Below are 23309 nucleotides of genomic sequence, written 5' to 3' on the forward strand. Positions count from 1 at the left end.
TTCGCGCGATTGCACGCCGGCGCACGAGCGCCGGCGTGCCGTCAGCCTTCACTGGGCCGATATACCGACCGTTGTCTGCGACTTCGCGACCGGCGGCGGATTCCATTTTCCGGTCAGCGCCTCCGACTTCGGCGCGTACAGCCGCATCGTCAGATTGAACGGCGCCTTCGGTGCGGGAAGCCAGTTGGCTTCGAGGTCTTTGCCGGGGCTCGCGTTCTGGAAATAGAGATCGAGCGAACCATCCGCGTTGTACTTGAACGGCATCCAGCTGCTCACCGCAAAGCGGTTCAGGGTGTTGCCGACCTGGAATCCGTCCTGATCGTAGAGCGTGATCGACCAGAACGCATTGACGGGTGGCGTGGCCCCCTTCTCGAAGGTGACGGTGTATTTGTTGGCGCCATCCAGCGGCTTGCCGGATTCGTCGGCGAGATTGAGCGGATAGATGGCATCCTCGACCACGTTCGCGCCAAGCCCTTGCTGCGCGAGAATGGCCCGCTTCAGGTAGTAGTTGCCGTAGACGCCCACCGTGTCGGTGTTCATCGACCAGCCGTTGGCAACCCGCGCCAGTGTCGGCAGCTTCCAGGCCATCAGCTTCTGCGCGTCCTGCGGTGCGGTTTCCAGCGCCCTTTGCACGGCGGGGTCGAGCTTGCCGATGTCAAAGCTCTTGCCGGGCTCGATGCCGATTTTCTTCATCTGCGCGATGATCGGCTCGTCGGTGACGTGCGGCGGATGCAGCTTGAGCAATTCGGCTGCATTGGCGAAATACACGCCGGCCGACATCGTATCGACTTGCGTCTTCGGCGGCGTCTTCATGTCGACACTGGGGTCCGGCTTGAATTCGACCGGTTTTGGCGTTTTGCCATACTCGGAAAGCAGCGCGACCTTGTAGCCGGCCTGAATCTTGCGGACCGCGTCATAGTCCGGCGGTCCGTCGGTCTTGGTCCGGCCGATCAGCCAGACGTAAGGCGTCGGCGCGTCGATGCGCTGGGTGTCCTTTGGAAGCTTGAACTCCTCGGCGAACCTGTCGCGCAGATCTGGCCGCCAGCTTGCCGGTGCCACCAGGAATGTCGCGGCCTTGGTGCCGGTGGTTCGCCAGCCCGGCGACGCAAAGACATCGGTCCACATGTCGAGCATCGGCAGCAAATAGTAACGTCCATCGGTATCGGGCGCCGAGATGACGACAGGCTCCTTGGTCATGTCGAGCCAGGAGACGGAATACAGCGTGTCGAAGTTGGAGCGTACGACACCCTTGAAATCCGCCGGCGGGTATTCGGCCACGTTGACGAAGGTGTTCATCGGGCCCCTGAAATCGGTGGTGCCGTTGGTGAATTGCTTGCGGGATATGTCCATCGACATGATGGAGTAAAAATACACATAGGCGTCCACCGCGATGGCGTGCGCCTCCTGTTCGGTGACGGGCGCCGCCGCCTGGGCCAGCGCACGTGGCGCAGCGGCTGCGCCAAGGCAGAGAGACAATGTCAGCGTCAGAATTCCTCGAAGCATGTCGAATCCTCCTCGTCTGATGTGTGCAGTCTCTTGATGTTCGCCGTCGCTGCTTGCGCCGTGTCCTCCTGCGGGATTCTGCTGTCGTGAGAACATGCCGCACCGGCCGCATAAACGCCCCAGCGTACGCGGAATCGAAACAGGGTCGATAAAAGTAGATTCGATTAGGCTGACTTTACGGATGTCGCTTGTGAATGTCGCTTCAAGGGCCGCTTCACCTGCCTGTCATGCGGGCCTTCGACGAAGAGTACTTTATCACAGACGGCTCATCAGGAACAGTCGCGGTCGCTGCGCCATCCTTTGCATGTTCGCGTTGCAGGTGACGTCTTCAAATTCCGTTTCGCGCAACGCGCTGGTTGTTTGCGACCGTCGCTGCGTCGTCAGCGTTTGTTCTCGCAAAATTATTCACGTTCTCGAATGATCGCGCGCCGCGTATGCAGTTTGTGCCAAGCAACTGATACAGGTGAGTCGATGCCCTGACGTGACGGGACAAATCGTCGCAAGCGCACGCGAACTGAAGTGTCAGCCCCGCTTCCACAGTTTTACCAGCGGACCATTCGCTCCCATCACCGGATCGGCCTTCGGCAGCTTCACGTTTGGAATCGTCTTCAGCGTTATTTGCCGGATTGGCGCTGCAGCCAGGCCAGCAGCTTGCCGAACTCGGCCGACATCGCGGTATCGGACTGCGAGAGCACGGTTTCGCGTCCGTCATCCTCGATGGTGATGGTATAGCTCATCTCGTCCCGCGCTCGTCCGGAACGTACGGGCGCAGGTGTTGAGGTCGCGGCCGCCGCGAGCCTTTCGAGCTCGGAAGCCTGGGACTCGTCCAAAGCTGCCGAGTCTACGATCTTGGGCGGGCGGCGCAGATTGATCCCCGCCGCCTGACCGCCGTGTTGGGCAAGCGTAACTTTCATGCCTACCTATCTAGGCGGCGGTCAGGCCCAAGACAATGCTCGCATCCCGCCACCGCTAATGATGCGGCTTGGGTTTCAGGCCTGCGACCTCCTTCGTCAGCTTCGATAGCTGGCCCGAGAGCTGCTCGATCTTCCGCACCATCTCCGCCGAATCGTCGTGGCGTCCATTGGAGGCTGCCGCGGCCGGTTGGTAGCGCATCCGGCTGGTCACTGCAGCCAATGCCTGAATGCCGCTGATGCGGATGCCGACATCTTTCCAAGCAGACACCACGGCCTGTTGCTCCGCGCTCTGCGGCCCGTAGAGCTGGCCGGCAGTGACGTGGGTCAGATCTGCGAACTCCTGGAAATTGGTGAATTGCGAAGATGCCTTCAGAGCGGCGTACCAGATGTGTCCCGGCGCTTCCCAGGCGTGTCCGCCGATGCCCATCGCGGTAAGATAGAACGCCTTGTTCGGAATCCCAGAATTGATGTGGACGCCGCCATTGTCGCCGTCATCGGTGTTAGGCAGCATCACAAACTTGCTCATGTGATCGGGCTGTGGATCGCGTCCGAACAGCGAGTTGTTGAAAGCCGTTCCCGGCGCCTTCATCGATCGCAGGGCATCCGCGTCGATTTCAGGTGTGAAAATCTCTGCGCCGATCAGCCAGTCGGCCTGGTCGGATGTCTCCTTGCGCGCCCACTGCTTGACCAGCGAGCCGAAGACGTCGGACATCGACTCGTTCAGCGCACCTGACTGATTTTCATATTCCAGTCCGGCCGTGAACTCGGTGACCCCGTGCGTCAGCTCGTGGGCGATGACGTCGAGGGATCTGGTGAAGTCGGTGAATAGCACGCCGTCGCCGTCGCCGAAAACCATCCGGCTACCGTTCCAGAACGCATTATTGAAGTCCGCGCCGAAATGAACGTAGCCATTCAGGCGCATGCCTTGTCCGTCAATCGAGTCCCTATCGAGCACCTCCTTGTAGAAATCGCGGGTACTTCCGAGGCCTTCGAATGCGTTATTTACCGAGTTGTCCGCCGAGGCGGGACCATCCTCGGTCCGTGCAACCGTTGCCAACGAAAGACTGGTGCTGTTGCTGCAGTCGAAGACCGTGCGTCGGCCATGCGTTGAGGTCGCCAAGGCGGACGCAAGGAGCCCCCTTACAGCTCGCTCGCCGCGCAGGCGTGAGGTCGATAGCAGCGTTCGTAGCGCAGCATCGCGAATCCTGCGCTCCGGATTTTCGAGCAGCTTCTTCAGGATGTGAGGCGGGGTAATGCAGTTGATGCAGCGACATTGGTTCGTGAACATGGCGACCCTCCATCTAATTTACATAATGTCGAAACGAATGGGCGCGGGCGTAAGGAAACGATAATTTCGCGACTATCTACCCAAGGTAGAAAGCGTCAAGCCCAAATGCTCACACGGATTCAAAAATACTTGAGCCGAAGGGTCAGTCTCGTTTCCGTAACCGCGTCAATGGCTCTTGCGCGCCCTCGTCGCAATCCCGTTCGAACCGAACTGTCAGCCACGCTTCCACAGTTTCACGAGCGGACCGTCCGCGCCCATCACAGGATCGGTCTTCGGCAGCTTCACTTCCGGGATCGTCTTCAGCGCCTTCGCGCGGTTCTCCGGCGTTGCGCGCGTGATTTCGGCGGGCGGGCCGGGCGGATAGGCGCCGACGACGGAAAAATCAGCGCTCGACGACAGGCATTGATGGCCGGTGCCGGCGGGCAGGATCGCGACGTCACCGGCCGCGATCGCGAGGTCGGTGCCATTGTCGCCGCCGAACCGCACGATGGCGTTGCCGCGGGCGACCCCGAGCACTTCGTGCACGGTGGCGTGGTAGTGCAGATAATCATAGACGCCGTTGCGCCACATCGCGCCCCAGCCATTGGCGCCGAACAGGCCCTCGATGGTTTTTTCGGGATGGTCGTTGTCGACGTCGATCGCGCGCTTGTAGACCAGGAACGGCATCTTGCTGTTCGGCACCAGGCCGTCATCGACGAAGTCGAAGGTGAGCGGCTGAAGGTCTTCGCTGACGACGGACATGATCGTTCTCCCGCGTACACACCATATGTCGGGATTCAACCGCTGTCAGGGCCTCGCGTTCCCCTGGCTCATGCTTTCGGGATTTCAAACACCAGGCAGGTCGTGGTGGCGTGGGCGAGCAGGCGGCCCTTGGAATCGGTGATGCGCGCCTCCGCGGTGGCGGTGCGGCGGCCGACGCTGAGCGTGCGGCCCTCCGACTTCACAGGGCCGGTATCCTTGGTCATGCCCTTGATGAAGGAAATCTTGAATTCCAGCGTGGTGTAGCCGGTGCCGGCCGGCAGCGTGGTGTGGACGGCGAGGCCCATCGCGGAATCCAGCAGGATCGCGGCGTAGCCGCCATGCACCGAGCCGATCGGGTTGTAGTGCCGGAAGCCCGGCACGCTGTGAAAGGTCACCACGCCGTTCTCGGCGGTGGAAGCGAACGGCTCGACATTCTCCATGATCGGCGGCGCCGGCAGTTTGCCCTCGAAGATCGCGCGGACGAATTCGAGACCGGTCATCGACGCCATCACGCTGGTCGGCGTCACGCCGTATTCGACCTTGGGGGCGGGGGCGGTGTCCATGAGGAGGTTCCTGTTTAATATTACCGACATCATACTAAGACTTTGGACGGCAATCCAGTGACAGATTGTCATATGCGGACGACAGATTGTCATGCCCGGACTTGATCCGGGCATCCATCGATCTTCAAAGAGCATGGATTGCCGGGTCCTAGGCGAGCGGAAGCGACGCCGTCCTTCAGACGGCTTTGCCCGGCAATGACGGTGGCGGCTTACGCCTTGTTGTTCGCCCGCATCAAATCCGCGAACCGCTTGAACAGGTAGTGCGAATCGCGCGGGCCGGGTGAGGCTTCCGGGTGATACTGCACCGAGAATACCGGCTTGCCGTCAAGCTGGATGCCGCAATTGGAGCCGTCGAACAGCGAGATGTGGGTTTGGGTGGCTCCCTTCGGCAGCGTCTTTTCGTCCACCGCAAAGCCGTGGTTCATGGACGTGATTTCCACCTTGCCGGTGGTCTCGTCCTTGACCGGATGATTGGCGCCGTGATGGCCCTGATGCATCTTCTTGGTCCTGGCGCCGACGGCGAGGCCCAGCATCTGATGGCCGAGGCAGATGCCGAAGGTCGGCGTGCCCGAATCGATCACCTGCTTGATCACAGGCACCGCGTATTTGCCGGTCTCGGCGGGATCGCCGGGGCCGTTGGAGAGAAACACGCCGTCCGGCTTCATCGCCAGAATGTCTTCGGCTGATGTCGTCGCCGGCACCACGGTGATCTTGCAGCCTTCGCCGGCGAGCAGCCGCAGGATGTTGCGCTTGATGCCGTAGTCGATCGCGACCACGTTGAATTCGGGCGCGGTCTGGCGGCCAAAGCCCTTTTCCCAGCCCCATGGCGTCTCGTCCCAGGTGAAGCGCTGGCTGGAAGTCACCATCGGCACCAGGTCCATGCCTTCGAGGCCGGGCCATTCGCGCGCTTCTTCCTTGAGGCCGTGCAGGTCGAACTTGCCGTCCTTGGCGTGCGCGATCACGGCATTGGGCATGCCCTTGGAGCGGATCAGCGCGGTCAGGGCGCGGGTGTCGATGCCGGAAAGGCCGATGATGCCGCGCGCCTTCAGCCATCCGTCGAGATGTTTTGCCGAGCGGTAGTTCGAGGGATCGGTGATGGCGGAGCGCAGGATCACGCCGCGCGCACCCGGCGTCGCCGCCATGTTCACCGTCTCGATATCCTCGTCGTTGGTGCCGACGTTGCCGATATGCGGGAAGGTGAAGGTGATGAGCTGCCCGGCATAGGAGGGATCGGTGAGGATCTCCTCATAACCGGTCATCGCGGTGTTGAAGCAGACTTCGCCAACGGCCTGGCCTTCCGCGCCGAGGCCAAAGCCTTCCAGCACGGTGCCATCGGCGAGCACGAGGAGCGCGGTCGGTTTGAGGTCCGGCCAGGCTGACGAGTTTTCAGGGATTGTCATGAGCGCATTACATAGTCGGCGTACCCCGCCGCGTGAACCCCCAAAAACGCGGATTCACACGCGTTTCACTGCATATTTGACAGGCTGTGCCACCAGCCTAATCTGGAGTTCCCATTTCATAGCGTTTTCGAGCGAAGTGGACGCCGGTTCGCGTCAAGAAAACGCGTCAAAACAAGAAGCTAGGGCCGCTTTTCACCCCAAAGCGCCCAATCAGGAGTCCGCATGGACAATACGATGCCGATCCTGCTCGTTCCGGGTCTCGCGTGCTCGCCGCGGCTCTTTGGGCCCGTGCTGCCGGCCCTGTGGCAGCTCGGGCCGGTGACGGTCGCCAACCACAAGCGCGACGACAATATGGGCGCGATCGCGCGGCGGATTCTGGCCGAGGCGCCGCCGCGCTTTGCGCTCGCCGGGCATTCCATGGGCGGCTACATCGCCTTCGAGATCATGCGGCAGGCGCCGGAGCGGGTGGCGAAGCTGGCGCTGATCAACACCCAGGCGCGGCCCGACACCGGCGAGGCGACGACCCGCCGCCAGGGCATGATCGCCCGTGCCAAAGGCGGCGAATACCGCGCCGTGCTCGACGAGCTGTTTCCCGGCTTCGTGCACCCGTCGCGGCAGGGCGATGCCGCGTTGCGCCAGCTTGTCCATGACATGGGCGACGATATCGGGCCGGAGGCGTTTGTCCGCCAGCAGACCGCCGTGATCGGCCGGCCGGATTCGCGCCCCACGCTGGCGTGGATCAGATGTCCGACGCTGGTGCTGACCGGCGACCAGGACAACACCATCCCGAACTCGCTCTCGATGGAGATGGCGAGCGGCATTCCCGGGGCCAAACTGGTGGTGCTGGCCAATTGCGGTCACCTGCCACCGGTGGAAGCGCCGCAGGAGACCGCCGACGCGCTGACGGAATGGTTGCGCTAGATTCTTGTTTTGACGCGTTTTCTTGACGCGAACCGGTCTCCACTTCGCTCGAAAACGCTATGGTTGTTCTGCCGGCGCGAAGCGCCTAGATCAGGACTCTGAAAGCCAAAGGATACGAAAATGCTGCGCGACGACATCAACAATGCGGTCAAGGACGCGATGCGGGCCAAGGACGAGCGCAAGCTGTCCACGCTGCGGATGGTCAATTCAACCATCAAGAACGCCGACATCGCCGCACGCGGGGAGGGCAAGCCGCCGCTCAGCGATGCCGACCTGCTCGGCGTGTTCCAGAAGATGATCAAGCAGCGCCAGGAATCCGTCGAACTCTACGACAAGGGCGGCCGCGCCGAACTTGCCGCGCAGGAGCGCGAGGAGATCGCGGTGATTTCCGCTTATTTGCCGAAGCAGATGTCGGAGGACGACGTCAAGGCGGCGATATCGGCCGCGGTCACTGAAACCGGCGCCGCGGGCATGAAGGACATGGGCAAGGTGATCGCGGTGCTGAAGGCGAAATACGCCGGCCAGATGGATTTCGGCAAAGCCAGCGGATTGGTGAAGGCGGCGCTGGCGGGGTGAGTGGGATCTAGATTGCTGTCGTCCCGGCGAAGGCCGGGACCCATAGCCACCGGCGGTAATTGTTTTTACGCGCTGGTCATTGTCTTTCTTGTCCAACAACAACTGCCGCGGAGTATGGGTCCCGGCTCAAGGCCGGGACGACAAACCCGAAAAATTCGAGGGCCGCTCTCCCCATGCTCACGGAAGCCAAAACCTACGACGAGCTCTACAAGAACTTCCGCTGGGACATCCCGGCGCGGTTCAACATCGCGACCGGGTGCTGCGACCGCCATGCCGATGGCTCCGGCCGCCTTGCGCTGATCTATATCGACGAGGACGGCACCGCGACGCGAACCTCGTTCGACGAGGTCGCTGACATGTCGCGCCGCTTCGCCAATGTGCTGAAAGCCGATGGCCTCATCCGCGGCGACCGCGTCGCGGTGTTCCTGTCGCAATCGCTGGAATTGCCGATCGCGCATCTGGCGGCGTTTCGCTCCGGCCTGATCTCTATCCCCCTGTTCGCGCTGTTCGGCGAGGACGCGCTGGAGTTTCGTCTCGGTAACTCCGAGGCCAGGGCTGTCATCACCGACGAGGCCGGCTGGGACAAGCTCGCAAAAATCCGCGGCCGCCTGCCCGAGCTGAAGACCATCTATGTGATCGGCGATCGCGCGCCCACGGGCACCAAGCCGTTCTGGTCTTCGTTGAAAGCCGCATCACCTGACTTTGCGACCGTCGATACGTCGGCCGACGATTCCGGCCTGATCATCTACACCTCGGGCACCACGGGAAATCCCAAGGGCGCGCTGCACGCGCACCGCGTCGTGCTCGGCCATCTGCCCAATGTCGAGATGTGCCACGACTTCATTCCGAAACCCGGCGACCTGATGTGGACGCCGGCGGACTGGGCGTGGATCGGGGGCCTGATCAACGGCCTGTTTGCCTTCTGGTATCACGGCGTGCCGCTGGTCGGTCACCGCGCCCGCAAATTCGAACCGCAGGCGGCGATGGCGGTCATGGCCGAGCACGGCATCCGCAACGTGTTCCTGCCGCCGACCGCGCTGAAGCTGATGCGGCAGGCCGGCGTGAAGAACGCGGGCGTAAATCTTCGCAGCATCTTCACCGGCGGCGAGTCGCTCGGCGGCGAACTGCTGGACTGGGTGCGCGCGACCTTCGGCGTCGATGCCCATGAAGTGTTCGGCCAGACCGAATGCAATCTCGTCATCGGCAGCAATTCAAAACTGTTTCCGATCCGGCCGGGTTCGATGGGCCGGGCGACGCCCGGTTTTGACGTGCGCATCGTCAACGACCAGGGCGAGGAGCTGCCGCGTGGCACCCGCGGCGTCATCGGCGTTCGCCAGCCTTGTCCCTGCACCATGATCGAATATTGGCGCAATCCGGAAGCGACGGCGAAGAAGTATGCCGGCGAGTTTCTGCTGACCGGCGATCTCGGCGTGCAGGATGAGGACGGTTACTTCTGGTATGTCAGCCGCGAGGACGACGTCATCACCACGGCCGGCTATCGCGTCGGGCCGTCGGAGATCGAGCACACCTTGATGAAGCACCCGGCGGTGGCGATGTCGGCGGTGGTCGGTATTCCCGATCCGATCCGTACCGAATCGATCAAGGCCTGGATCGTGCTGCGTCCGGGCTTTGCGCCCAGCGACGCGCTGGCGCGCGAGATCCAGGAATTCGTCAAGGTGCAACTCGCCGCCCACGAATATCCGCGCTTCGTGCAGTTCGCGGAAAGCCTCCCGATGACCGCGACCGGCAAGGTACTGCGACGCGAACTAAGGGCGCTGGGGTAAATCTGTTCGGTCAATTCCATGCGGTAGGAAAATGCAAAAAACTGTGCCTCACGCTGCGGGCTTGCACCGCGCCTCGATCAAGAAGCTCCATGATTTGGATGCGGCGCTGGAGCTGATGTATTACGGCTGGCGCGGGATGACGCTTTCCGCCGATCAGTATCTTGCGACCCTTGGCCTGTCGCGCCCGCACCACCGCATTCTCTATGTGGTGGCCAGGCAGCCCGACGTCTCGATCGGTTCGCTGATCGAAATTCTCGGCATATCCAAACAAGCCTTGAACCGGCCGCTCAACCTGCTGCTGGAGCGCAAAATGCTGACATCGAGGCGGTCGCCCGAGCAGCATCGCTCCAAATTGCTGCGGCTGACGGAAGCAGGAAAACGCACGGAACAACGGGCATCAGACTACGAGCGCAAGGTCGTGAGCGAGGCGTTTGATCGTGTCGGACCCCGTGGCGCTGCGGCGTGGATGGCCGTCATGGGGGCCATCGCTGACAGCAATTGATTTCTAAGGTCAACATAGTTGACTTGAAAGCCGTGCCGTGACAACTTTCTCTGCAGTGATGCCGGGGAGGTGCGGGAGCTTGAGCAAACAGACGATGGACCGGGCAGCCGCCGGACGCTTTGTCGAGGCGTGGTGCGCAAACTGGTGCAAGGTTGATATCGACGCCGTCGTCTCGCACTTTGCCGAGAACGCGGAGATGCGCTCCCCTTTGGCGATCAAACTGACGGATTCCCCTGTGGTCGCGGGCGCCGAAAACATTCGTGACTACTGGCGCAAGGCCTACGGACACATCGAGAGCGCGGACCTTAAAATCCTGAGCTGGAGCTGGGACGACGCGATCGCACGCCTGACGGTCTGGTGGCAACTGGGCGAGACGCGCGCCAGCGAATTCATGGACTTCGACGCTGCGGGCCGTGTGGTGCGCAGCGAGGCCTTCTACGGAAAATAGCCATGTACGGAAAGTAACGATGCGATTTTCGGATTTCGTTCTGCTTCTCAACACACTCTGGTTCGGCGGCGCCTTCATCCAGTTCAGCATTGCCCAGAGCAATACGCTGAAAATACTGGTGCCGCGGGAAGAGCGGGGAAATCCGATCGCGCCGACCTTGTCGGCCAGCGTGGCGTTCCTGGGCGGGATCAATCTGCCGATCGGCCTGCTGTCGCTGTATCTCTTGGCCCGGCCGCCCTTCTTTGGGGCCACCGACGCGCAGCTTGCGTTATTCCTGTTCTTTGCCGCGTGTCACTTCAGTCAGTTCGCCTATAACCTTCCGGTCCTGATGCGTGGGGGGCGAGTCGGGGTCGCATACTGGCCCGTGTTGAAGGGCCCGATGCTCCGGATCTTTGTCATCGACGCAACACTGTTCGTGGCAAACCTTGTCGTGGTCTTCCTGCTGCTGTCGTCCTGATCGTTCAACCGCCCTTCAGCACCAGCCTCAGCATCAGCGCCAGATCGTTTCGCCGGTACGGCTTGTTCAGAATTTTCGCTTCACTGTCGAGGCCGTCGAGCTTCTGGACCGGATGTTCGGTGTAGCCTGAAGTGAAGAGCACCTTAAGTTCGGGCCGCAGCCGCGATGCCTCCCTGGCAAGCTGTGGTCCAAACATGCCGCCGGGCATCACGACATCCGTAAACAGCAGATCGATTTCATTGCGTTGGCGCAATACCTCCAGCGCCTCGCGCCCGTTGCGTGCCACGATGACGCGATAGCCAAGCTCCTTCAGCTCCTTTTCAACATACGCACGCACCAGATCATTGTCCTCGACAACGAGAATGGTTTCGGTGCCGGCATGCGCGGCGAGCGGGTCAGCGGGCGGCGCGGCGCCTCGGTGCGGCGCATCGATGCGGGGGAAGAAAAGCCTGACGGCGGTGCCTCGTCCCGGCTCGGAGCGTATTTGCATCGCGCCGCCGGATTGTTTTGCAAACCCATAGACCATGCTGAGGCCGAGGCCGGTGCCTTTGCCCACCTCCTTGGTGGTAAAGAACGGTTCGAAGGCGCGGCTGGCCACTTCGGCAATCATGCCGCTGCCGGTATCGGTCACGGACACCTTGACGTAATCGCCCGGCCGGGCCTCGCCATTGACGTCGAGGTCGGATTCATCGAGCGCGATATTGCGGACCTCGACCGTCAGCTTGCCGCCTTGCGGCATCGCATCGCGCGCGTTGAGCACCAGATTGAGCAGCGCGGACGCCAGCTGACCGGGATCGACGCTGGCGCGCCACAAGTCCCGATCGATCAGGAATTCGCATTCGATATGTTCGCCCAGGGTCCGCCGCAGCAATTGTTCCATGCCGAGAATTTTCTGGCCGATGTCGATGTCCTGCGGCGTCAAGGGCTGCTTGCGGGCGAAGGCGAGCAGGCTCCTTGTGAGGTCCGAGCCGCGCTCGGCGGCGGTTGCGATGCTGTCGGCGATGCTGTGCAGTTCCCGGTTCGCGGCCAGCTTCTCGGCGAGGTATTCCGCGTTGCCCAGGATGACGGTCAGCAGATTGTTGAAATCGTGCGCGACGCCGCCGGTGAGTTGACCCATCGCCTCCATCTTCTGGGATTGGCTGAGCTTTTGATTGAGCTCGTCGATGGCGGCGCGCTGCCGCTCGAGCGACTCGGCGGTGTCGTTGAGCAGCGTCATCAGCCCGCCCAGTTCGCCGCCTGGATGCGGCTCGGGAATCCGCGCGCTCAAGTCGCCAAGCCCGAGCCTTCGCGCCATCCCGGCGAGCCGTCCGACCTGACGGCCGATACCCAAAGTCGCCAGCAGCAATACGCCGGCAAGCAGCAGCAGCGAGGCCACCGCAAGCATCGCCAGATCCTCGTAGAGGCGGCGGTTGGCGGCGGCAAACAGGCCGTCCTTGGGCAGCCCCACCATGATATAGAGGCCGGCATCCCGGGTCGAAGGCGAGCGGGCGACGGCCCACACATGCGTCCGGCCCTCAGCATTCTTCATCTCGTGAAACGGCCCTCGGTCAGCTGCGGCCGCAAACCGGAACAGATCCGAGTTTGCGATCGATGCACCGGCGGGCACGGTCCATCCCTTGCCCTGCGGGGCAACCAGGACGGTGCCTTTCCTGTCAACCAGCAGCACGTCCTTGCCGTTCAGGAGGCGCGTGTCGTACTCGGCGAATTTGCGCAAGTTGAACGACGCAAGCAGGACGAATTTCAGCTCGCCGGATTCCGTGCGGGTAGGGTACGCGATCTGCAGCACGGAGGTGCCGGTCAGCCGGCCGAACACCGGCTCCAGCGTGACGATACCGTGCGCCGTCAGGGCCTGCTTGAAATAGGCGCGGTCCCGCAAGTCGAGGGTGCGGTTGGTCCGCAGCGAGTCGCAGAACAGGGCGCCGTCAGGCGTGATGGTCAGGATGCCGGTGAACTGCGGGTATTCCTCGCGCACCGCGGAGAGGAAGGCCGAACACGCCACCTTGTCTGACGTGTCGAGGTCGCGGGCGCGGGCCAGGCCATAGTGAAGTTGCGCCGTGCCCTGAATTTTCTCGTCCAGATCCTTGGAAATGTCGTCGGCCGTCGCCGACAAATTGCTGAGCGCCGCGTTTACTTCGCTGGTGCGATTTTGAGCGAAGCGCAGTCCCACGAGGATGGCCGGCACCAGCATGGCCGCGATAACGAGTATCAGTAGCCGGGTGCGCAGGCTCATCGGTTCGTAATTTTCGCGCTCGAATCAGACAGTTGCATTTTTAACTAATAATGTGCGGCAATCATGTGCCGCTGCGTCCGCCGCGGGATGACAAATGCCCCTTGCGACAAACCGGGGCGGCGCTTTCAAATAGCTTCTATTGGAATCCCTCGGAGCGACCCTACAGACTCTGGTCGGCTATCGCAATCATGGCGGGTGATGGGGCGTCGTGTGGCGCTGGGATGCCGGCAACTTCCGCCGTCGTCCCTGCGAACGCAGGGACCCATAACCACCGGCGATCATTATTTTGGACGCTGGTCGTTATCTTCCTTTTCTAACAACAACGGCCGCGGCGTATGGGTCCCGGCGTCCGCCGGGACGACGAAAGAAGTTCGCCGGGACGACGCCGGCACTACGGCGTCCCGATCCCCATCGCCTTCAGGGCGTCCAGCATGCGCTGCGGCGGCGCCATCTTGATCGCGAGCGGCTGACCCGTCTCCAGCACGCTCTTGAGGCTGGAGAGGATCGCCGGCCAGCCCTGGCGGCCGCCGGAGAGGATATCGTCGCTGATGATGCGGTCGTGCGATTGCAGCATCGTCAGCTTCACCACCTCGCCCGACAGCTCGATCTCGTAGGTCACCAGCGTGGGCCCCGAGTCTTTCCACCAATGCCGGCCAGTTGACGTTCCAGGTCACGGTCAATTTCCGTGGCGGATCGCATTCGATCACCTCGCCGCTGATATGCACCGAACCGTCAGGCGCGCGGGCGATCCGCCGATCTTCAGGTCGGCCTCGATCGCAAAGCCGGAAAAATACTGCCGGCTGAACTCGGCCGATGTCAGCGCCTGCCAAACCTTCTCCGGCGTGGCAGCGATGTAGATGGTGTAGACGATCGCGGGTTTGAATTTGTCGATGTTCATGACACGCCCTCGATGCCGAGGCGGGCGACGAATTCCACCTTACTCATCACGCTTCTCCAGCTGCCGTTTCAATTCGCTGAGCGCGGTGAGCTTGCCGCGCTCGAATTTCCTGATCCAGCGTTCGCCGATCTGATGGATCGGAACCGGGTTCAGATAGTGCAGCTTCTCGCGGCCATGCCTGAGCGTGGTGACGAGGCTGGCTGCTTCGAGGATTCCAAGGTGCTTGGTTACGGCTTGCCGCGTCATGGCGAGGCCATCGCACAGTTCGCCCAATGTCTGTCCGTTCCTGGCATGAAGCCGGTCCAGCAGCGCGCGTCGCGAGGTATAGGCCAACGCTCGGAAGACTTCATCCATGGCAGCAATAATAGGCAACCAAAAGGTTGCGTGTCAAGCGTGTGGTACCGGCGCGTCGGTTGGTGGTTGCGATGATGAGAAGGCGAGGCCGCTTTTCTTCCCTTCTCCCATCGAAGTCGGATTTATCCGACTTCGACAATTTGATATGCCCAACTCGCGTAAACCCGAGTTGGGTGGGAGAAGGAAGAAAGCGCCGCTTCCATCTCCAGTCCTCACGTGCATAAATGGCGCAAGCTCCTCCCACCCCGAGTTCCACCATGTCCCTCCAGGTCTATCTCGCTTTCGTCGCCGCCTGCATCGCGCTGGCGTTGCTGCCAGGTCCGGTGGTCACGCTCATCATCGCCAACGGCCTGCGCCACGGCACCCGCGCGGCGCTGATCAATGTCGCCGGCGCCCAGGTCGGCCTTGCCATCGTGATCGGCATCGTCGCGGTTGGCCTGACCTCGCTGATGGCGACGATGGGCTACTGGTTCGACTGGGTGCGTTTCGCCGGTGCGGCCTATCTGATCTGGCTCGGCATCAAGCTGGTTCGTGAGCCGGTGGAGGGCATCAAATCAGACGAACCGCCACCGCCGCCGCGCGGCGGCTTCTTCCTGCAGGGCTTTCTGGTGCTGCTCTCGAACCCCAAGGTGCTGGTGTTCTTCGGCGCCTTCATCCCGCAATTCATGGACATGAATCAGGACCACTTCCCGCAAGTGGCGCTGCTTGGCGCGACGTTCATGGTGACTGCCGCCATGACCGACGCGGTCTATGCGCTGCTCGCCGGCCGGGCCCGGCTTTTCTTCTCGGCGGAGCGCACACGGCTGGTGTCGCGGATTTCAGGCGGCTTCATGATCGGCGGCGGCATCTGGCTGGCGCTGACAAGGGCAAAATAGCACGCTTGAACCGCGGGCGGCGATGACGCGTCTAATGCAACGCGCCGTCGTCTGAGGGAAAATCTTCGTGCCCGATCTGCCCTGGTTCGTCTTTGCGATGCTGCTCGCGCCGCTCGGGCTGTTGCTTGGCGCCGCGGTCTACAAGACGCTGCAGGTGCGCGCCGCCCGCGAATGGCCGTCAGCGGCCGGCAAGATCGTGGCCTCGCACGCCCAGGTGCGCGAGGTCAGGGTGATCGACAGCAACCGGGAAGGCGGCTATCGCACCGAGCAGCGCAACTTCGCCAACGTCATCTACGAATATTCCGTGGCCGGCAAAACGCTGCGCAACAACCGTGTCAGCATCGGCGAGGACCTCGGCAATTTCGAGGTCGCTGAGACCATCGCCAGATATCCGGTCGGCGCCGCCGTGACAGTCTATTACAATCCGCGGCATCCAAAGGAAGCGGTGCTGGAACGCGATCTGCCCAAGGGGCTGTGGGGCTGCCTCGGGATCGGCACCGCGATCACGCTCGTGATCGTGTTCGGCTCGGCGATCGGGCTGAACAAGCTGAGCGAATTCGTCGCCACGATGCTGCCCCATCCGACGGCGTCGCCATTGGTCATTGCCTTCGGCGCGTTCGGCAGCGTCATCGCGCTGTTCGCGCTCGCGATGCACAAGCAGGTGTCGCTCGCGAGGAAATGGCCAATCGTAGACGGCACCATCAAACTGTCCGGTCTCGAGCAATACCGCGCCGCGCGAACCGATGACGGGCCGCGCGGGCAGATCATGTATCAGCGCAAGGTGCTCTACACCTACACTTACAACGACCAGTCCTACACCGGTACGCACGCAACCCTCGCCAGCAACGTCGCGTCGAGCTCGGACTGGCTGACGCGAAAACTCACGCCGCCTTATCAGGACGGCGCCAGGGTCAAGGTCTGGGTCAATCCGGCCAATCCATCCGAAGCGACGCTGGAGCCGCGCGCATCGTTCGTGTGGTTCCTGTGGCTGCTGGTGCTCGCCTTTGCGGGGCTGACCTATTACGTCGCCCTCCACGGTTAGGTTGCCTGAAGAACCCTCGGTGACGCGTCTCCCTCAAGGTCTGTGAGCGTAATCACAGTGAGCACGCCTGGCCTGTCGTACCCTTGCCGCTCATCACAAGAGAAAATCCCGTGCGACCTTTGCAGATCCCGAGCCTCCGATCATTGACAGTTCTGCTGATCCTTTTCAGCGCAACGACCTGCGTGGCGGCTGATGTCGGAAAAGATTGCCAGTCCGGCCGGGTCGATTCATGCACGCAAATCCTTCAGTCAAATCCCGCAGACCTCAATGCGCTCGCCAACAGAGGCATCGGGCTCAGGGTTGGCGGCGAGTATGACCGTGCCATCGCCGATCTCGACGCCGCGCTCCGCATCGATCCCGATATTGCCGGGCTGTATCTTGAACGGGGCCTGGCTTACGACGCCAAAGGTGAACACCAACTTGCGATACGCGATTTCGACGAAGCCATAGGGCGCGACCCCGATCTGGTGCAGGCGCATTTCGGCAGGGCAATGGCCCATCAAGCCGTCGGTCAACGCGAACTTTCGACCGTCGATATGGACAACGCCATGCGCCTCAATCGAACTCTGGTGGCCGCGCTGTATATGCAGCGAGGCAATCAGTTGAGAGCTATCGGGCATCACGGCGAAGCCATTGCTGCCTTCGATCGCACGATAGATATCAATGCCGGCTGGCCTTTGGCATGGTTCGGCCGTGCCGCATCGTTTGAGGAGACGGGCAACTCCAAGCGGGCCGCGGCGGATTACCGAAAGTGCATCGAACTGCCGGCGAAAACCGACATCGAACGTCAGCGGCAGAAAGAAGCCCGCGAGCGGCTGGATAAATTGGGCGGCCGATGAGCCGGTGAAGCTAAATCACCTGCCGCGACCGAAAAATCTTCTCGATCTCTCCAAGAATCCGCGCCAGGCGTTCGGCCCAGGCTTTCTCGCCGGCCTGATCCGAAATCAGATCCTGGCGGATTTCGATTCCCGTGTTCATCAGGCCGCGCGCCTCGGCGTGAACGGGGATGGTGTAGTCGGTCTGGTCGCTCACCGCGTAGGGTTCGTTGTCGCCGACGACGAGATCAGGCTCCGCGCGCAGCAATTGCAGCAGCAGCGGCGGCAATAGCTTGTCGCGCTGATAGAGCGTGCCGATGTGCCAGGGACGCGCGATGCCGGCATAGACAGGCGTGAAGCTGTGCAGCGAGACCAGTATCGTCGGCATCTTCCGCTCTCGGCGCGCGTCGATGATCTCGCCGATGCGGTGGTGATAGGGCTCGAAGATCTGCGTTCGGCGCAATTCCGCGGCTTCTCGCGCGATGCCTTCATTGCCGGGGATCGTCGTGGTTTCGCTGATCAGCGGGATCGAGCTTGCGACATCAGGCGGGCGGTTGCAGTCGATCACCAGCCGCGAATAGCGCTGCACGATCAGATGCGCGCCGAGATGTTTCGACAGCATCTCGGCGACCCCCGCGATGCCGATGTCCCACGCGATGTGCCGCACGAGTTCGCTTTCCGGCAATCCGAGATCGCCGAGCGCTTGCGGAATCAGCCGCCCGTAATGGTCACAAGTGAGCAGAAACGGCGAGCGTCTCGAATCACAATATTCGCCGACCGGGGGAACATCCGCAGGCCCCAGGAGTAATGATGTGTCGCCGGCGAGGTTCAATGCCATTTTTCCTTACGTATTGCCTATCGAAGCGGCATATCGGTCTACAAATGAGCAGGTTTTTGTATAGATTAGCTGGCCCAAAATCACGATGATTGTTTGACGATGCCGTTACTCACGATTCACCACAAGACCGTATATCGCTACACGCACCCGGTGGCGTTCGGCGAACATCGCATCATGCTGCGTCCGCGCGACGGCCATGACCTGCGCGTGCTGTCCGGCAGCCTCGAGATCGAGCCGCAGCCGATGCAGCTGCGCTGGATCCATGACGTGTTCGGCAACAGCGTCGCGATCGCGACCTTCGACGAGCGCGCGCAGACGCTGTCGTTCACGTCGATGGCTACGATCGAGCACAACCCGGCGGAAGAATTCGCGCTGACGGCGGATGACCCGGCCTACTTCTATCCCTTCCAGTACGACGACGAAGAGTTTCCCGACCTGGTGCAGTTCATCACGCCGCAATATGGCGATCCCAACGGGGAGCTGTCGTTCTGGGCGCGGGGATTTCTCGAAGCCGACGGGCCGACGCGGACCTACAACATTCTCAGCGGCATGACCCATGGCATCCGCGAAGCGTTCACCTATCGCAAGCGTCACGAGCAGGGCACACAGCATCCTCTCGATACGCTGCAGACGAAGTCGGGTACCTGCCGCGACTATGCGCTGTTCATGATCGAGGCGCTGCGGCGGCTCGGCATCGCCGCGCGATTTGTGTCCGGCTATCTCTTCATTCCCGGCGATAGTGCGCATGGTTATGTCGGTGGCGGCTCGACGCATGCATGGGTGCAGGTCTATCTGCCGAGCGCGGGCTGGATCGAGTTCGATCCGACCAATGGCATCATCGGCACCCGCGACCTCATTCGTGTGGCGGTAGCGCGCGATCCGCGCCAGGCGATCCCGCTGCACGGCGCCTATCTCGGCTCGGCGGACGCCTTCGTTGGCATGGAAGTCAATATCAACGTCGTTTCCGTCATTGACGAAGCGCAGGCGGAAAAGGTCTGATTATGGAGATCAAGGTCGGCTTCGAGATTGCCTATGCGGCCGTGCAGCCGACGCCGATGGTGATCATGCTCTCGATCCATCCGTCGCGTTTTTCCGACATCGTCGGCACGGAAAGCATTGTCGCCGAGCCTCACGTGCCGATCGGTTTCTATCGCGACATCTTCGGCAATGTCTGCGGACGCCTGGTGGCGCCCGCCGGCGGCGTGACCTTGCGCGGCAGCGCGCTGGTGCGCGATTCCGGCCTGCCTGACATTGTGATGCCGACGGCGCAGCAGCTCCCGATCGACCAGTTGCCGGACGAGGTGCTGCAATATCTGATGCCGAGCCGCTATTGCGAGACCGACAAGCTCACCGACATCGCCTGGTCGCTGTTCGGCAACACGCCCGAGGGCTGGGCGCGGGTGCAGGCGATCGTCGAGTTCGTGCACAACCATGTCACCTTCGGCTACGAGCATGCGCATCACATGAAGTCGGCGCACGACGTTTACGAGCAGGGCGCCGGCGTCTGTCGCGATTTTGCGCATCTGGCGCTGACCTTCTGCCGCTGCATGAACATCCCGGCGCGCTATTGCACCGGCTATATGGGCGACATCGGCATCCCGCCGGATCCGGCGCCGATGGATTTCTCCGGCTGGTTTCAGGTCTACCTGTCCGGCCAGTGGTACACCTTCGACGCGCGGCACAATCATCCGCGGATCGGCCGCATCCTGATGGGCACCGGCCGCGACGCCGCCGACGTGGCGCTGACCACGAGTTTTGGCCGCATGGACCTCGTGAAGTTCGTCGTCGTCAGCGACGAGGTGGTGGTGGCTTAGGTCGCGCACTCTCCGCCGTCATTGCGAGCGCAGCGAAGCAATCCAGTTCTTGCGCCGCTCACAATGGATTGCTTCGCTGCGCTCGCAATGACATGAAGGGCCATGATTTCAGATCGTCTGTTCGTCTACGGCACCCTGATGCGCGGCTTCGACCATCCGATGGCGAAGCTGCTGTCGCGCAGCGCCGACTTCATCGGCGAAGCGCAATGCCGCGGCCGGCTCTATCTCATCAAGCACTATCCGGGGTTGGTGCTGTCGGACGATCCTGCGGACATCGTGTCCGGCGAATTGTATCGCCTGCGCGACCGCGATGCGTTGCTCGGCGAGTTCGACATGTATGAGGCCTGCGGCCCGGGCTTTCCGGCGCCGACCGAATATTTGCGGCAGATGCTGAACGTCACGTTCGATGACGGCAGCGCGAGCGAGGCGTGGACGTATGTCTACAATTGGCCGGTTACCGGCCTGCCGCGGATCGTATCGGGGCGCTTCCTCGAAAATTAACCCGCCCCGAGCGGTTCCTGCTCCAGCCGTACATCGACCTCACGCTCGACGTAACTCCATTCCTCGGTCGCGCGCAGCATCGCGACCAGTTCATCGAACAGCGCAGCATTCGCCGGGTCGTATTCGAACCAGGTCAGGAAATCGAAGGGCTCACCTAAGTCGCGGCAGTGATAGAGCTGGCGCGCGATGGCGGGGAGATATTTCAGGCTGGCGGCGATGTGCTGCGACTTGTCCTCGAAAATCCCGCGCCGCTCTTCCTGCGTCAGGTCCCACCACGCGGCGCTCTTCTTGATCGGGATCAGCGCCGCGCAGGTCGCTTCGGGGCGCCCGAGCCCGGCCTGCGCCGCCACCAGCTTTTCCTTCTCGGCGCGCTCGGTATAGCGCACATGGCTCGCGATCCCGGCGAGCCGCCAGGAGGTCTGCGAGGGCAGGATCGGCAGCGCGATCGAGGGGGAATGGACGATCGAGAGCGCCGGCGCCCGCAATAGCCCCGTGCCCTTGACGGCGGCCTGCGACACCACCTGCCAGGCCCCGCTTTGTCCGCCTCTGAAGGTCGTGAACATGGCGACATGGAAGCGTGGAACCGGGCGGGGGGCAAGATGTCATCCGGGCCATCCGGGATAACAGGGGCTGTGAATAGCGGCGAGAAGCCCGATTAGCTTCGTATTTTACCGGCGCGTCGCTATATCCATGGCCGGTTGGCCAACGTGCTAGAATCCGGCCCAGCGACTCAAAGGCCCCAATTCACCATGCGCTTTACGCCCCAATTCCTCGAAGAACTGCGCGCCCGGCTTCCGGTCTCCGAAGTCGTGGGGCGGCGCGTCAAGCTGAAGAAGGCGGGACGGGAGTGGAAGGGGCTGTCGCCGTTCCAGCAGGAGAAGTCGCCGTCCTTCACGGTCAACGACCAGAAGGGCTTTTACCACGACTTCTCCTCCGGCAAGCATGGCGACATCATCTCGTTCCTGATGGAGACCGAAGGCGTCGGTTTTACCGAGGCGGTTGAGCGCCTCGCCTCGATGGCCGGCATGGCGCTCCCGGCGGTGACGCCGGATGCGGCAAAGCACGAGCAGCGCCGCAGGACGCTGTATGACGTGATGGAGCTCGCCGCCAAATTCTTCGCCGACACGCTGGCTTCGCGGGGCGGCGCCAAGGCGCGCGGCTATCTCGCCGACCGCGCGATTTCGCCGGCGACGCAGCTGCAATTCCGCATCGGTTACGCGCCCGGCGAACGCTTTGCGCTGAAGGAATATTTGGGCGCGCAGGGCATTCCGACCGAGGACATGGTCGAGGCGGGGTTGCTCAACGGCGGCGAAGATATCCCGGTGCCGTACGACAAATTCCGCGACCGCGTGATGTTTCCCATCACCGATGTTCGTAATCGTGTGATCGCGTTCGGCGGCCGGGCGCTGGAAAAGGACGTCCCCGCCAAATACATGAATTCGCCGGAAACCCCGCTGTTTCATAAGGGCGACAATCTCTACAACCTCGCCACCGCGCGCCAGGCCACGCATGACGGCGCGCCGCTCATCGTGGTCGAAGGCTATGTCGACGTCATCGCGATGGTCACCACGGGCTTCAAGGCCAGTGTCGCGCCGCTTGGCACCGCGCTGACCGAAAACCAGCTGATGCTGCTGTGGAAGATGGTGGACGAGCCGATCCTTTGTTTCGACGGCGACAAGGCCGGCAAGAAAGCGGCGTGGCGCGCGGCTGATCTGGCGCTGCCGCACTTGAAGCCCGGAAAAAGTCTGCGCTTTGCGCTGCTGCCCGAGGGACAGGATCCCGACGACCTCGCGCGCTCCGGCGGCCGCGCCGCGATCGAGGAAGTTATTTCGGCGGCGCGCGGGCTCGCCGATATCGTCTGGTCGCGCGAGATCGAAGGCGGCACGTTTGCAACGCCGGAGCGGCGCGCGGCGCTGGAAGCGCGGATCGGCGAACTCTCGAACGGCATCCGCGACGAAGTGGTGCGGCGCTACTATCGCCAGGATCTCTCCGAGCGGCTTCGCAACACCTTCGCGCCCGAAGGCGGCCGCGGCGGCTATGGCCGAAGCAATTTCGGCGGCGGCGGAAGAGCGAGCGAATCAGGCCGCCGTTTTGCCTCCCGCGCCTCCTTCACCCCGGGCCCGGCGGGCCGGGTCGCCCCCTATGGCGGCCGCGGGCAGGCGGGCTCCGCCAGCCAGACCATCAACCGCGGCCCCTACCAGGCCGCCAGCCCCCAGCTTGCAAACAGCCCGATCATGCGCGGCCAGCGCAGCGCGATGTCCCGCCGGGAAGCTCTGATTCTGCAGTCCCTGATCAACCACCCCTGGCTGCTGCACGACCATCTGGAGGAGGTGGCGGCCCTGGAACTGGCCCATCCGGAGGCCAACAAGCTCCGCGCTGGTATTATTGCAGCCTTTGCCAGCGACCATCACCATTCCCCCGATGTCGAAGAACAGGCCGAGAAAATGCGCGCCGATCTCGAATCGCGCGGATTTTCACAAGTACTTCAAAGGGTTGGCAGCGCGATCACGACCGGGGCGGTGTGGGGGGTGCAAATCGGCGCCGCCCGGGAAGACGTTCTTTCCACCTGGCAGCAACTCGTTGCCTTGCATCAGAAAACGCACGCCCTACTTAGGGAAAAGAAGGATGCCGAGCTGGCCCTGGGCGAGGAGTCCAGCGAGGCCAATCTGGCGTGGTTAAAGGACGTCAGCGCCCGTTTGGAGTCGCTGGACGGCACCGAGGCCCTGATTGAGGGTTTTGGCGAGCTTTCAGGCCGGTTCCGGCAAAGCGTCTGATTAAGCGTCAGATGAAAAAATGATGCGGACGGCTCGTGCCGGAGCCGTTAAAAGACTCGCCAAACCCATGG

23 protein-coding genes and 1 pseudogene are annotated in these 23309 nt (G+C 62.4%); 13 read left to right on the forward strand and 11 right to left on the reverse strand.

Annotation, left to right across the window (positions count from 1 at the left end; all coding sequences use genetic code 11):
- Positions 1–48 precede the first annotated feature (48 nt).
- From JQ575_RS07810 to carA, 6 genes are all read right to left on the reverse strand, one after another.
- Positions 49–1503: a DUF1254 domain-containing protein gene (locus JQ575_RS07810; RefSeq protein ID WP_212032650.1), complete on the reverse strand. Its 1455-nt coding sequence runs from the start codon at positions 1501–1503 to the stop codon at positions 49–51.
- A 614-nt stretch (positions 1504–2117) separates the two neighbouring features.
- Positions 2118–2417, reverse strand: a complete 300-nt coding sequence (locus tag JQ575_RS07815) for a protealysin inhibitor emfourin (RefSeq protein ID WP_212032651.1) — start codon at positions 2415–2417, stop codon at positions 2118–2120.
- 55 nt (positions 2418–2472) lie between these two features.
- Entirely contained in the window at positions 2473–3705 is a 1233-nt protein-coding gene (locus JQ575_RS07820; protein ID WP_212032652.1) for a M4 family metallopeptidase, read from the reverse strand.
- Positions 3706–3918: 213 nt separating this feature from the next.
- Positions 3919–4446: a hypothetical protein gene (locus tag JQ575_RS07825; protein WP_212032653.1), complete on the reverse strand. Its 528-nt coding sequence runs from the start codon at positions 4444–4446 to the stop codon at positions 3919–3921.
- 68 nt (positions 4447–4514) lie between these two features.
- A complete protein-coding gene (locus JQ575_RS07830) occupies positions 4515–5009 on the reverse strand; it encodes a PaaI family thioesterase (RefSeq protein WP_212032654.1) in 495 nt (164 codons plus the stop codon).
- A gap of 209 nt (positions 5010–5218) precedes the next feature.
- Positions 5219–6409, reverse strand: a complete 1191-nt coding sequence (gene carA, locus JQ575_RS07835) for a glutamine-hydrolyzing carbamoyl-phosphate synthase small subunit (protein WP_212032655.1) — start codon at positions 6407–6409, stop codon at positions 5219–5221.
- Between the two features lie 222 nt (positions 6410–6631).
- Between carA and JQ575_RS07840 the strand changes: the two genes are divergently transcribed.
- From JQ575_RS07840 to JQ575_RS07865, 6 genes are all read left to right on the forward strand, one after another.
- The gene (locus JQ575_RS07840) at positions 6632–7330 is read left to right on the forward strand and encodes an alpha/beta fold hydrolase (protein WP_212032656.1); all 699 of its coding nucleotides are present in this window, start codon (positions 6632–6634) and stop codon (positions 7328–7330) included.
- 120 nt (positions 7331–7450) lie between these two features.
- Positions 7451–7906 carry a GatB/YqeY domain-containing protein gene (locus JQ575_RS07845; RefSeq protein ID WP_192736730.1) on the forward strand — a complete coding sequence of 152 codons (456 nt, stop codon included), beginning with the start codon at positions 7451–7453 and terminating at the stop codon, positions 7904–7906.
- A gap of 173 nt (positions 7907–8079) precedes the next feature.
- A complete protein-coding gene (locus JQ575_RS07850; RefSeq protein ID WP_212032657.1) occupies positions 8080–9690 on the forward strand; it encodes an acyl-CoA synthetase in 1611 nt (536 codons plus the stop codon).
- Positions 9691–9721: 31 nt separating this feature from the next.
- A complete protein-coding gene (locus JQ575_RS07855; RefSeq protein ID WP_212032658.1) occupies positions 9722–10192 on the forward strand; it encodes a MarR family winged helix-turn-helix transcriptional regulator in 471 nt (156 codons plus the stop codon).
- A 94-nt stretch (positions 10193–10286) separates the two neighbouring features.
- Positions 10287–10640 (forward strand): nuclear transport factor 2 family protein, encoded by a 354-nt coding sequence (locus tag JQ575_RS07860; protein ID WP_212032826.1) that lies wholly within the window; start codon positions 10287–10289, stop codon positions 10638–10640.
- Between the two features lie 19 nt (positions 10641–10659).
- Entirely contained in the window at positions 10660–11097 is a 438-nt protein-coding gene (locus tag JQ575_RS07865; RefSeq protein WP_212032659.1) for a hypothetical protein, read from the forward strand.
- 4 nt (positions 11098–11101) lie between these two features.
- Here JQ575_RS07865 and JQ575_RS07870 read toward each other — a convergent pair whose 3' ends face one another.
- The 3 genes and pseudogenes from JQ575_RS07870 to JQ575_RS07880 all read right to left on the reverse strand — a co-directional run bounded on the left by JQ575_RS07870 (position 11102) and on the right by JQ575_RS07880 (position 14579).
- Positions 11102–13327, reverse strand: coding sequence for an ATP-binding protein (locus JQ575_RS07870; RefSeq protein ID WP_212032660.1), 2226 nt, complete (start codon positions 13325–13327; stop codon positions 11102–11104).
- A gap of 391 nt (positions 13328–13718) precedes the next feature.
- Positions 13719–14225, reverse strand: a pseudogene (locus JQ575_RS07875) (SRPBCC family protein).
- 39 nt (positions 14226–14264) lie between these two features.
- Entirely contained in the window at positions 14265–14579 is a 315-nt protein-coding gene (locus tag JQ575_RS07880; protein WP_212032661.1) for a helix-turn-helix transcriptional regulator, read from the reverse strand.
- Positions 14580–14836: 257 nt separating this feature from the next.
- On the opposite strand from JQ575_RS07880, the gene JQ575_RS07885 reads away from it, so the two are divergent.
- The 3 genes from JQ575_RS07885 (at position 14837) to JQ575_RS07895 (ending at position 17335) form a co-directional block, all read left to right on the forward strand.
- Positions 14837–15454, forward strand: coding sequence for a LysE family translocator (locus JQ575_RS07885; protein WP_212032662.1), 618 nt, complete (start codon positions 14837–14839; stop codon positions 15452–15454).
- Positions 15455–15521: 67 nt separating this feature from the next.
- Positions 15522–16496: a DUF3592 domain-containing protein gene (locus JQ575_RS07890; protein WP_312015902.1), complete on the forward strand. Its 975-nt coding sequence runs from the start codon at positions 15522–15524 to the stop codon at positions 16494–16496.
- 143 nt (positions 16497–16639) lie between these two features.
- Positions 16640–17335 (forward strand): tetratricopeptide repeat protein, encoded by a 696-nt coding sequence (locus JQ575_RS07895; RefSeq protein WP_212032663.1) that lies wholly within the window; start codon positions 16640–16642, stop codon positions 17333–17335.
- A gap of 10 nt (positions 17336–17345) precedes the next feature.
- On the opposite strand, the gene JQ575_RS07900 is transcribed toward JQ575_RS07895, so the two are convergent.
- Positions 17346–18149 (reverse strand): N-formylglutamate amidohydrolase, encoded by an 804-nt coding sequence (locus JQ575_RS07900; RefSeq protein WP_212032664.1) that lies wholly within the window; start codon positions 18147–18149, stop codon positions 17346–17348.
- Positions 18150–18248: 99 nt separating this feature from the next.
- Here JQ575_RS07900 and JQ575_RS07905 point away from each other — a divergent pair, with 99 nt between their 5' ends.
- The 3 genes from JQ575_RS07905 to JQ575_RS07915 all read left to right on the forward strand — a co-directional run bounded on the left by JQ575_RS07905 (position 18249) and on the right by JQ575_RS07915 (position 20464).
- Complete coding sequence (locus JQ575_RS07905) at positions 18249–19148, forward strand: transglutaminase family protein (RefSeq protein ID WP_212032665.1); 900 nt, start codon at positions 18249–18251, stop codon at positions 19146–19148.
- A gap of 2 nt (positions 19149–19150) precedes the next feature.
- Entirely contained in the window at positions 19151–19963 is an 813-nt protein-coding gene (locus JQ575_RS07910) for a transglutaminase family protein (RefSeq protein WP_212032666.1), read from the forward strand.
- A 102-nt stretch (positions 19964–20065) separates the two neighbouring features.
- Positions 20066–20464 (forward strand): gamma-glutamylcyclotransferase, encoded by a 399-nt coding sequence (locus JQ575_RS07915; protein WP_212032667.1) that lies wholly within the window; start codon positions 20066–20068, stop codon positions 20462–20464.
- On the opposite strand, the gene JQ575_RS07920 is transcribed toward JQ575_RS07915, so the two are convergent.
- The gene (locus JQ575_RS07920) at positions 20461–21027 is read right to left on the reverse strand and encodes a chlorite dismutase family protein (protein ID WP_212032668.1); all 567 of its coding nucleotides are present in this window, start codon (positions 21025–21027) and stop codon (positions 20461–20463) included. The two genes, JQ575_RS07915 and JQ575_RS07920, sit on opposite strands and share 4 nt — an antisense overlap.
- 186 nt (positions 21028–21213) lie before the next feature.
- Here JQ575_RS07920 and dnaG point away from each other — a divergent pair, with 186 nt between their 5' ends.
- A complete protein-coding gene (gene dnaG / locus JQ575_RS07925; protein WP_212032669.1) occupies positions 21214–23238 on the forward strand; it encodes a DNA primase in 2025 nt (674 codons plus the stop codon).
- The last annotated feature ends 71 nt before the right edge of the window (positions 23239–23309 follow it).

Origin of the sequence: Bradyrhizobium sp. JYMT SZCCT0428, from assembly GCF_018131075.1 — a bacterium.
Lineage (GTDB): Bacteria > Pseudomonadota > Alphaproteobacteria > Rhizobiales > Xanthobacteraceae > Bradyrhizobium.

Excerpts from the sequence above, each read along its gene's own strand:
- JQ575_RS07810 (WP_212032650.1), bottom strand. The coding sequence starts at position 1,503 with ATGCTTCGAGGAATTCTGACGCTGACATTGTCTCTCTGCCTTGGCGCA.
- JQ575_RS07815 (WP_212032651.1), bottom strand. The coding sequence starts at position 2,417 with ATGAAAGTTACGCTTGCCCAACACGGCGGTCAGGCGGCGGGGATCAAT.
- JQ575_RS07820 (WP_212032652.1), bottom strand. The coding sequence starts at position 3,705 with ATGTTCACGAACCAATGTCGCTGCATCAACTGCATTACCCCGCCTCAC.
- JQ575_RS07825 (WP_212032653.1), bottom strand. The coding sequence starts at position 4,446 with ATGTCCGTCGTCAGCGAAGACCTTCAGCCGCTCACCTTCGACTTCGTC.
- JQ575_RS07830 (WP_212032654.1), bottom strand. The coding sequence starts at position 5,009 with ATGGACACCGCCCCCGCCCCCAAGGTCGAATACGGCGTGACGCCGACC.
- carA (WP_212032655.1), bottom strand. The coding sequence starts at position 6,409 with ATGACAATCCCTGAAAACTCGTCAGCCTGGCCGGACCTCAAACCGACC.
- JQ575_RS07840 (WP_212032656.1), top strand. The coding sequence starts at position 6,632 with ATGGACAATACGATGCCGATCCTGCTCGTTCCGGGTCTCGCGTGCTCG.
- JQ575_RS07845 (WP_192736730.1), top strand. The coding sequence starts at position 7,451 with ATGCTGCGCGACGACATCAACAATGCGGTCAAGGACGCGATGCGGGCC.
- JQ575_RS07850 (WP_212032657.1), top strand. The coding sequence starts at position 8,080 with ATGCTCACGGAAGCCAAAACCTACGACGAGCTCTACAAGAACTTCCGC.
- JQ575_RS07855 (WP_212032658.1), top strand. The coding sequence starts at position 9,722 with ATGCAAAAAACTGTGCCTCACGCTGCGGGCTTGCACCGCGCCTCGATC.
- JQ575_RS07860 (WP_212032826.1), top strand. The coding sequence starts at position 10,287 with ATGGACCGGGCAGCCGCCGGACGCTTTGTCGAGGCGTGGTGCGCAAAC.
- JQ575_RS07865 (WP_212032659.1), top strand. The coding sequence starts at position 10,660 with ATGCGATTTTCGGATTTCGTTCTGCTTCTCAACACACTCTGGTTCGGC.
- JQ575_RS07870 (WP_212032660.1), bottom strand. The coding sequence starts at position 13,327 with ATGAGCCTGCGCACCCGGCTACTGATACTCGTTATCGCGGCCATGCTG.
- JQ575_RS07880 (WP_212032661.1), bottom strand. The coding sequence starts at position 14,579 with ATGGATGAAGTCTTCCGAGCGTTGGCCTATACCTCGCGACGCGCGCTG.
- JQ575_RS07885 (WP_212032662.1), top strand. The coding sequence starts at position 14,837 with ATGTCCCTCCAGGTCTATCTCGCTTTCGTCGCCGCCTGCATCGCGCTG.
- JQ575_RS07900 (WP_212032664.1), bottom strand. The coding sequence starts at position 18,149 with ATGGCATTGAACCTCGCCGGCGACACATCATTACTCCTGGGGCCTGCG.
- JQ575_RS07905 (WP_212032665.1), top strand. The coding sequence starts at position 18,249 with ATGCCGTTACTCACGATTCACCACAAGACCGTATATCGCTACACGCAC.
- JQ575_RS07910 (WP_212032666.1), top strand. The coding sequence starts at position 19,151 with ATGGAGATCAAGGTCGGCTTCGAGATTGCCTATGCGGCCGTGCAGCCG.
- JQ575_RS07915 (WP_212032667.1), top strand. The coding sequence starts at position 20,066 with ATGATTTCAGATCGTCTGTTCGTCTACGGCACCCTGATGCGCGGCTTC.
- JQ575_RS07920 (WP_212032668.1), bottom strand. The coding sequence starts at position 21,027 with ATGTTCACGACCTTCAGAGGCGGACAAAGCGGGGCCTGGCAGGTGGTG.
- dnaG (WP_212032669.1), top strand. The coding sequence starts at position 21,214 with ATGCGCTTTACGCCCCAATTCCTCGAAGAACTGCGCGCCCGGCTTCCG.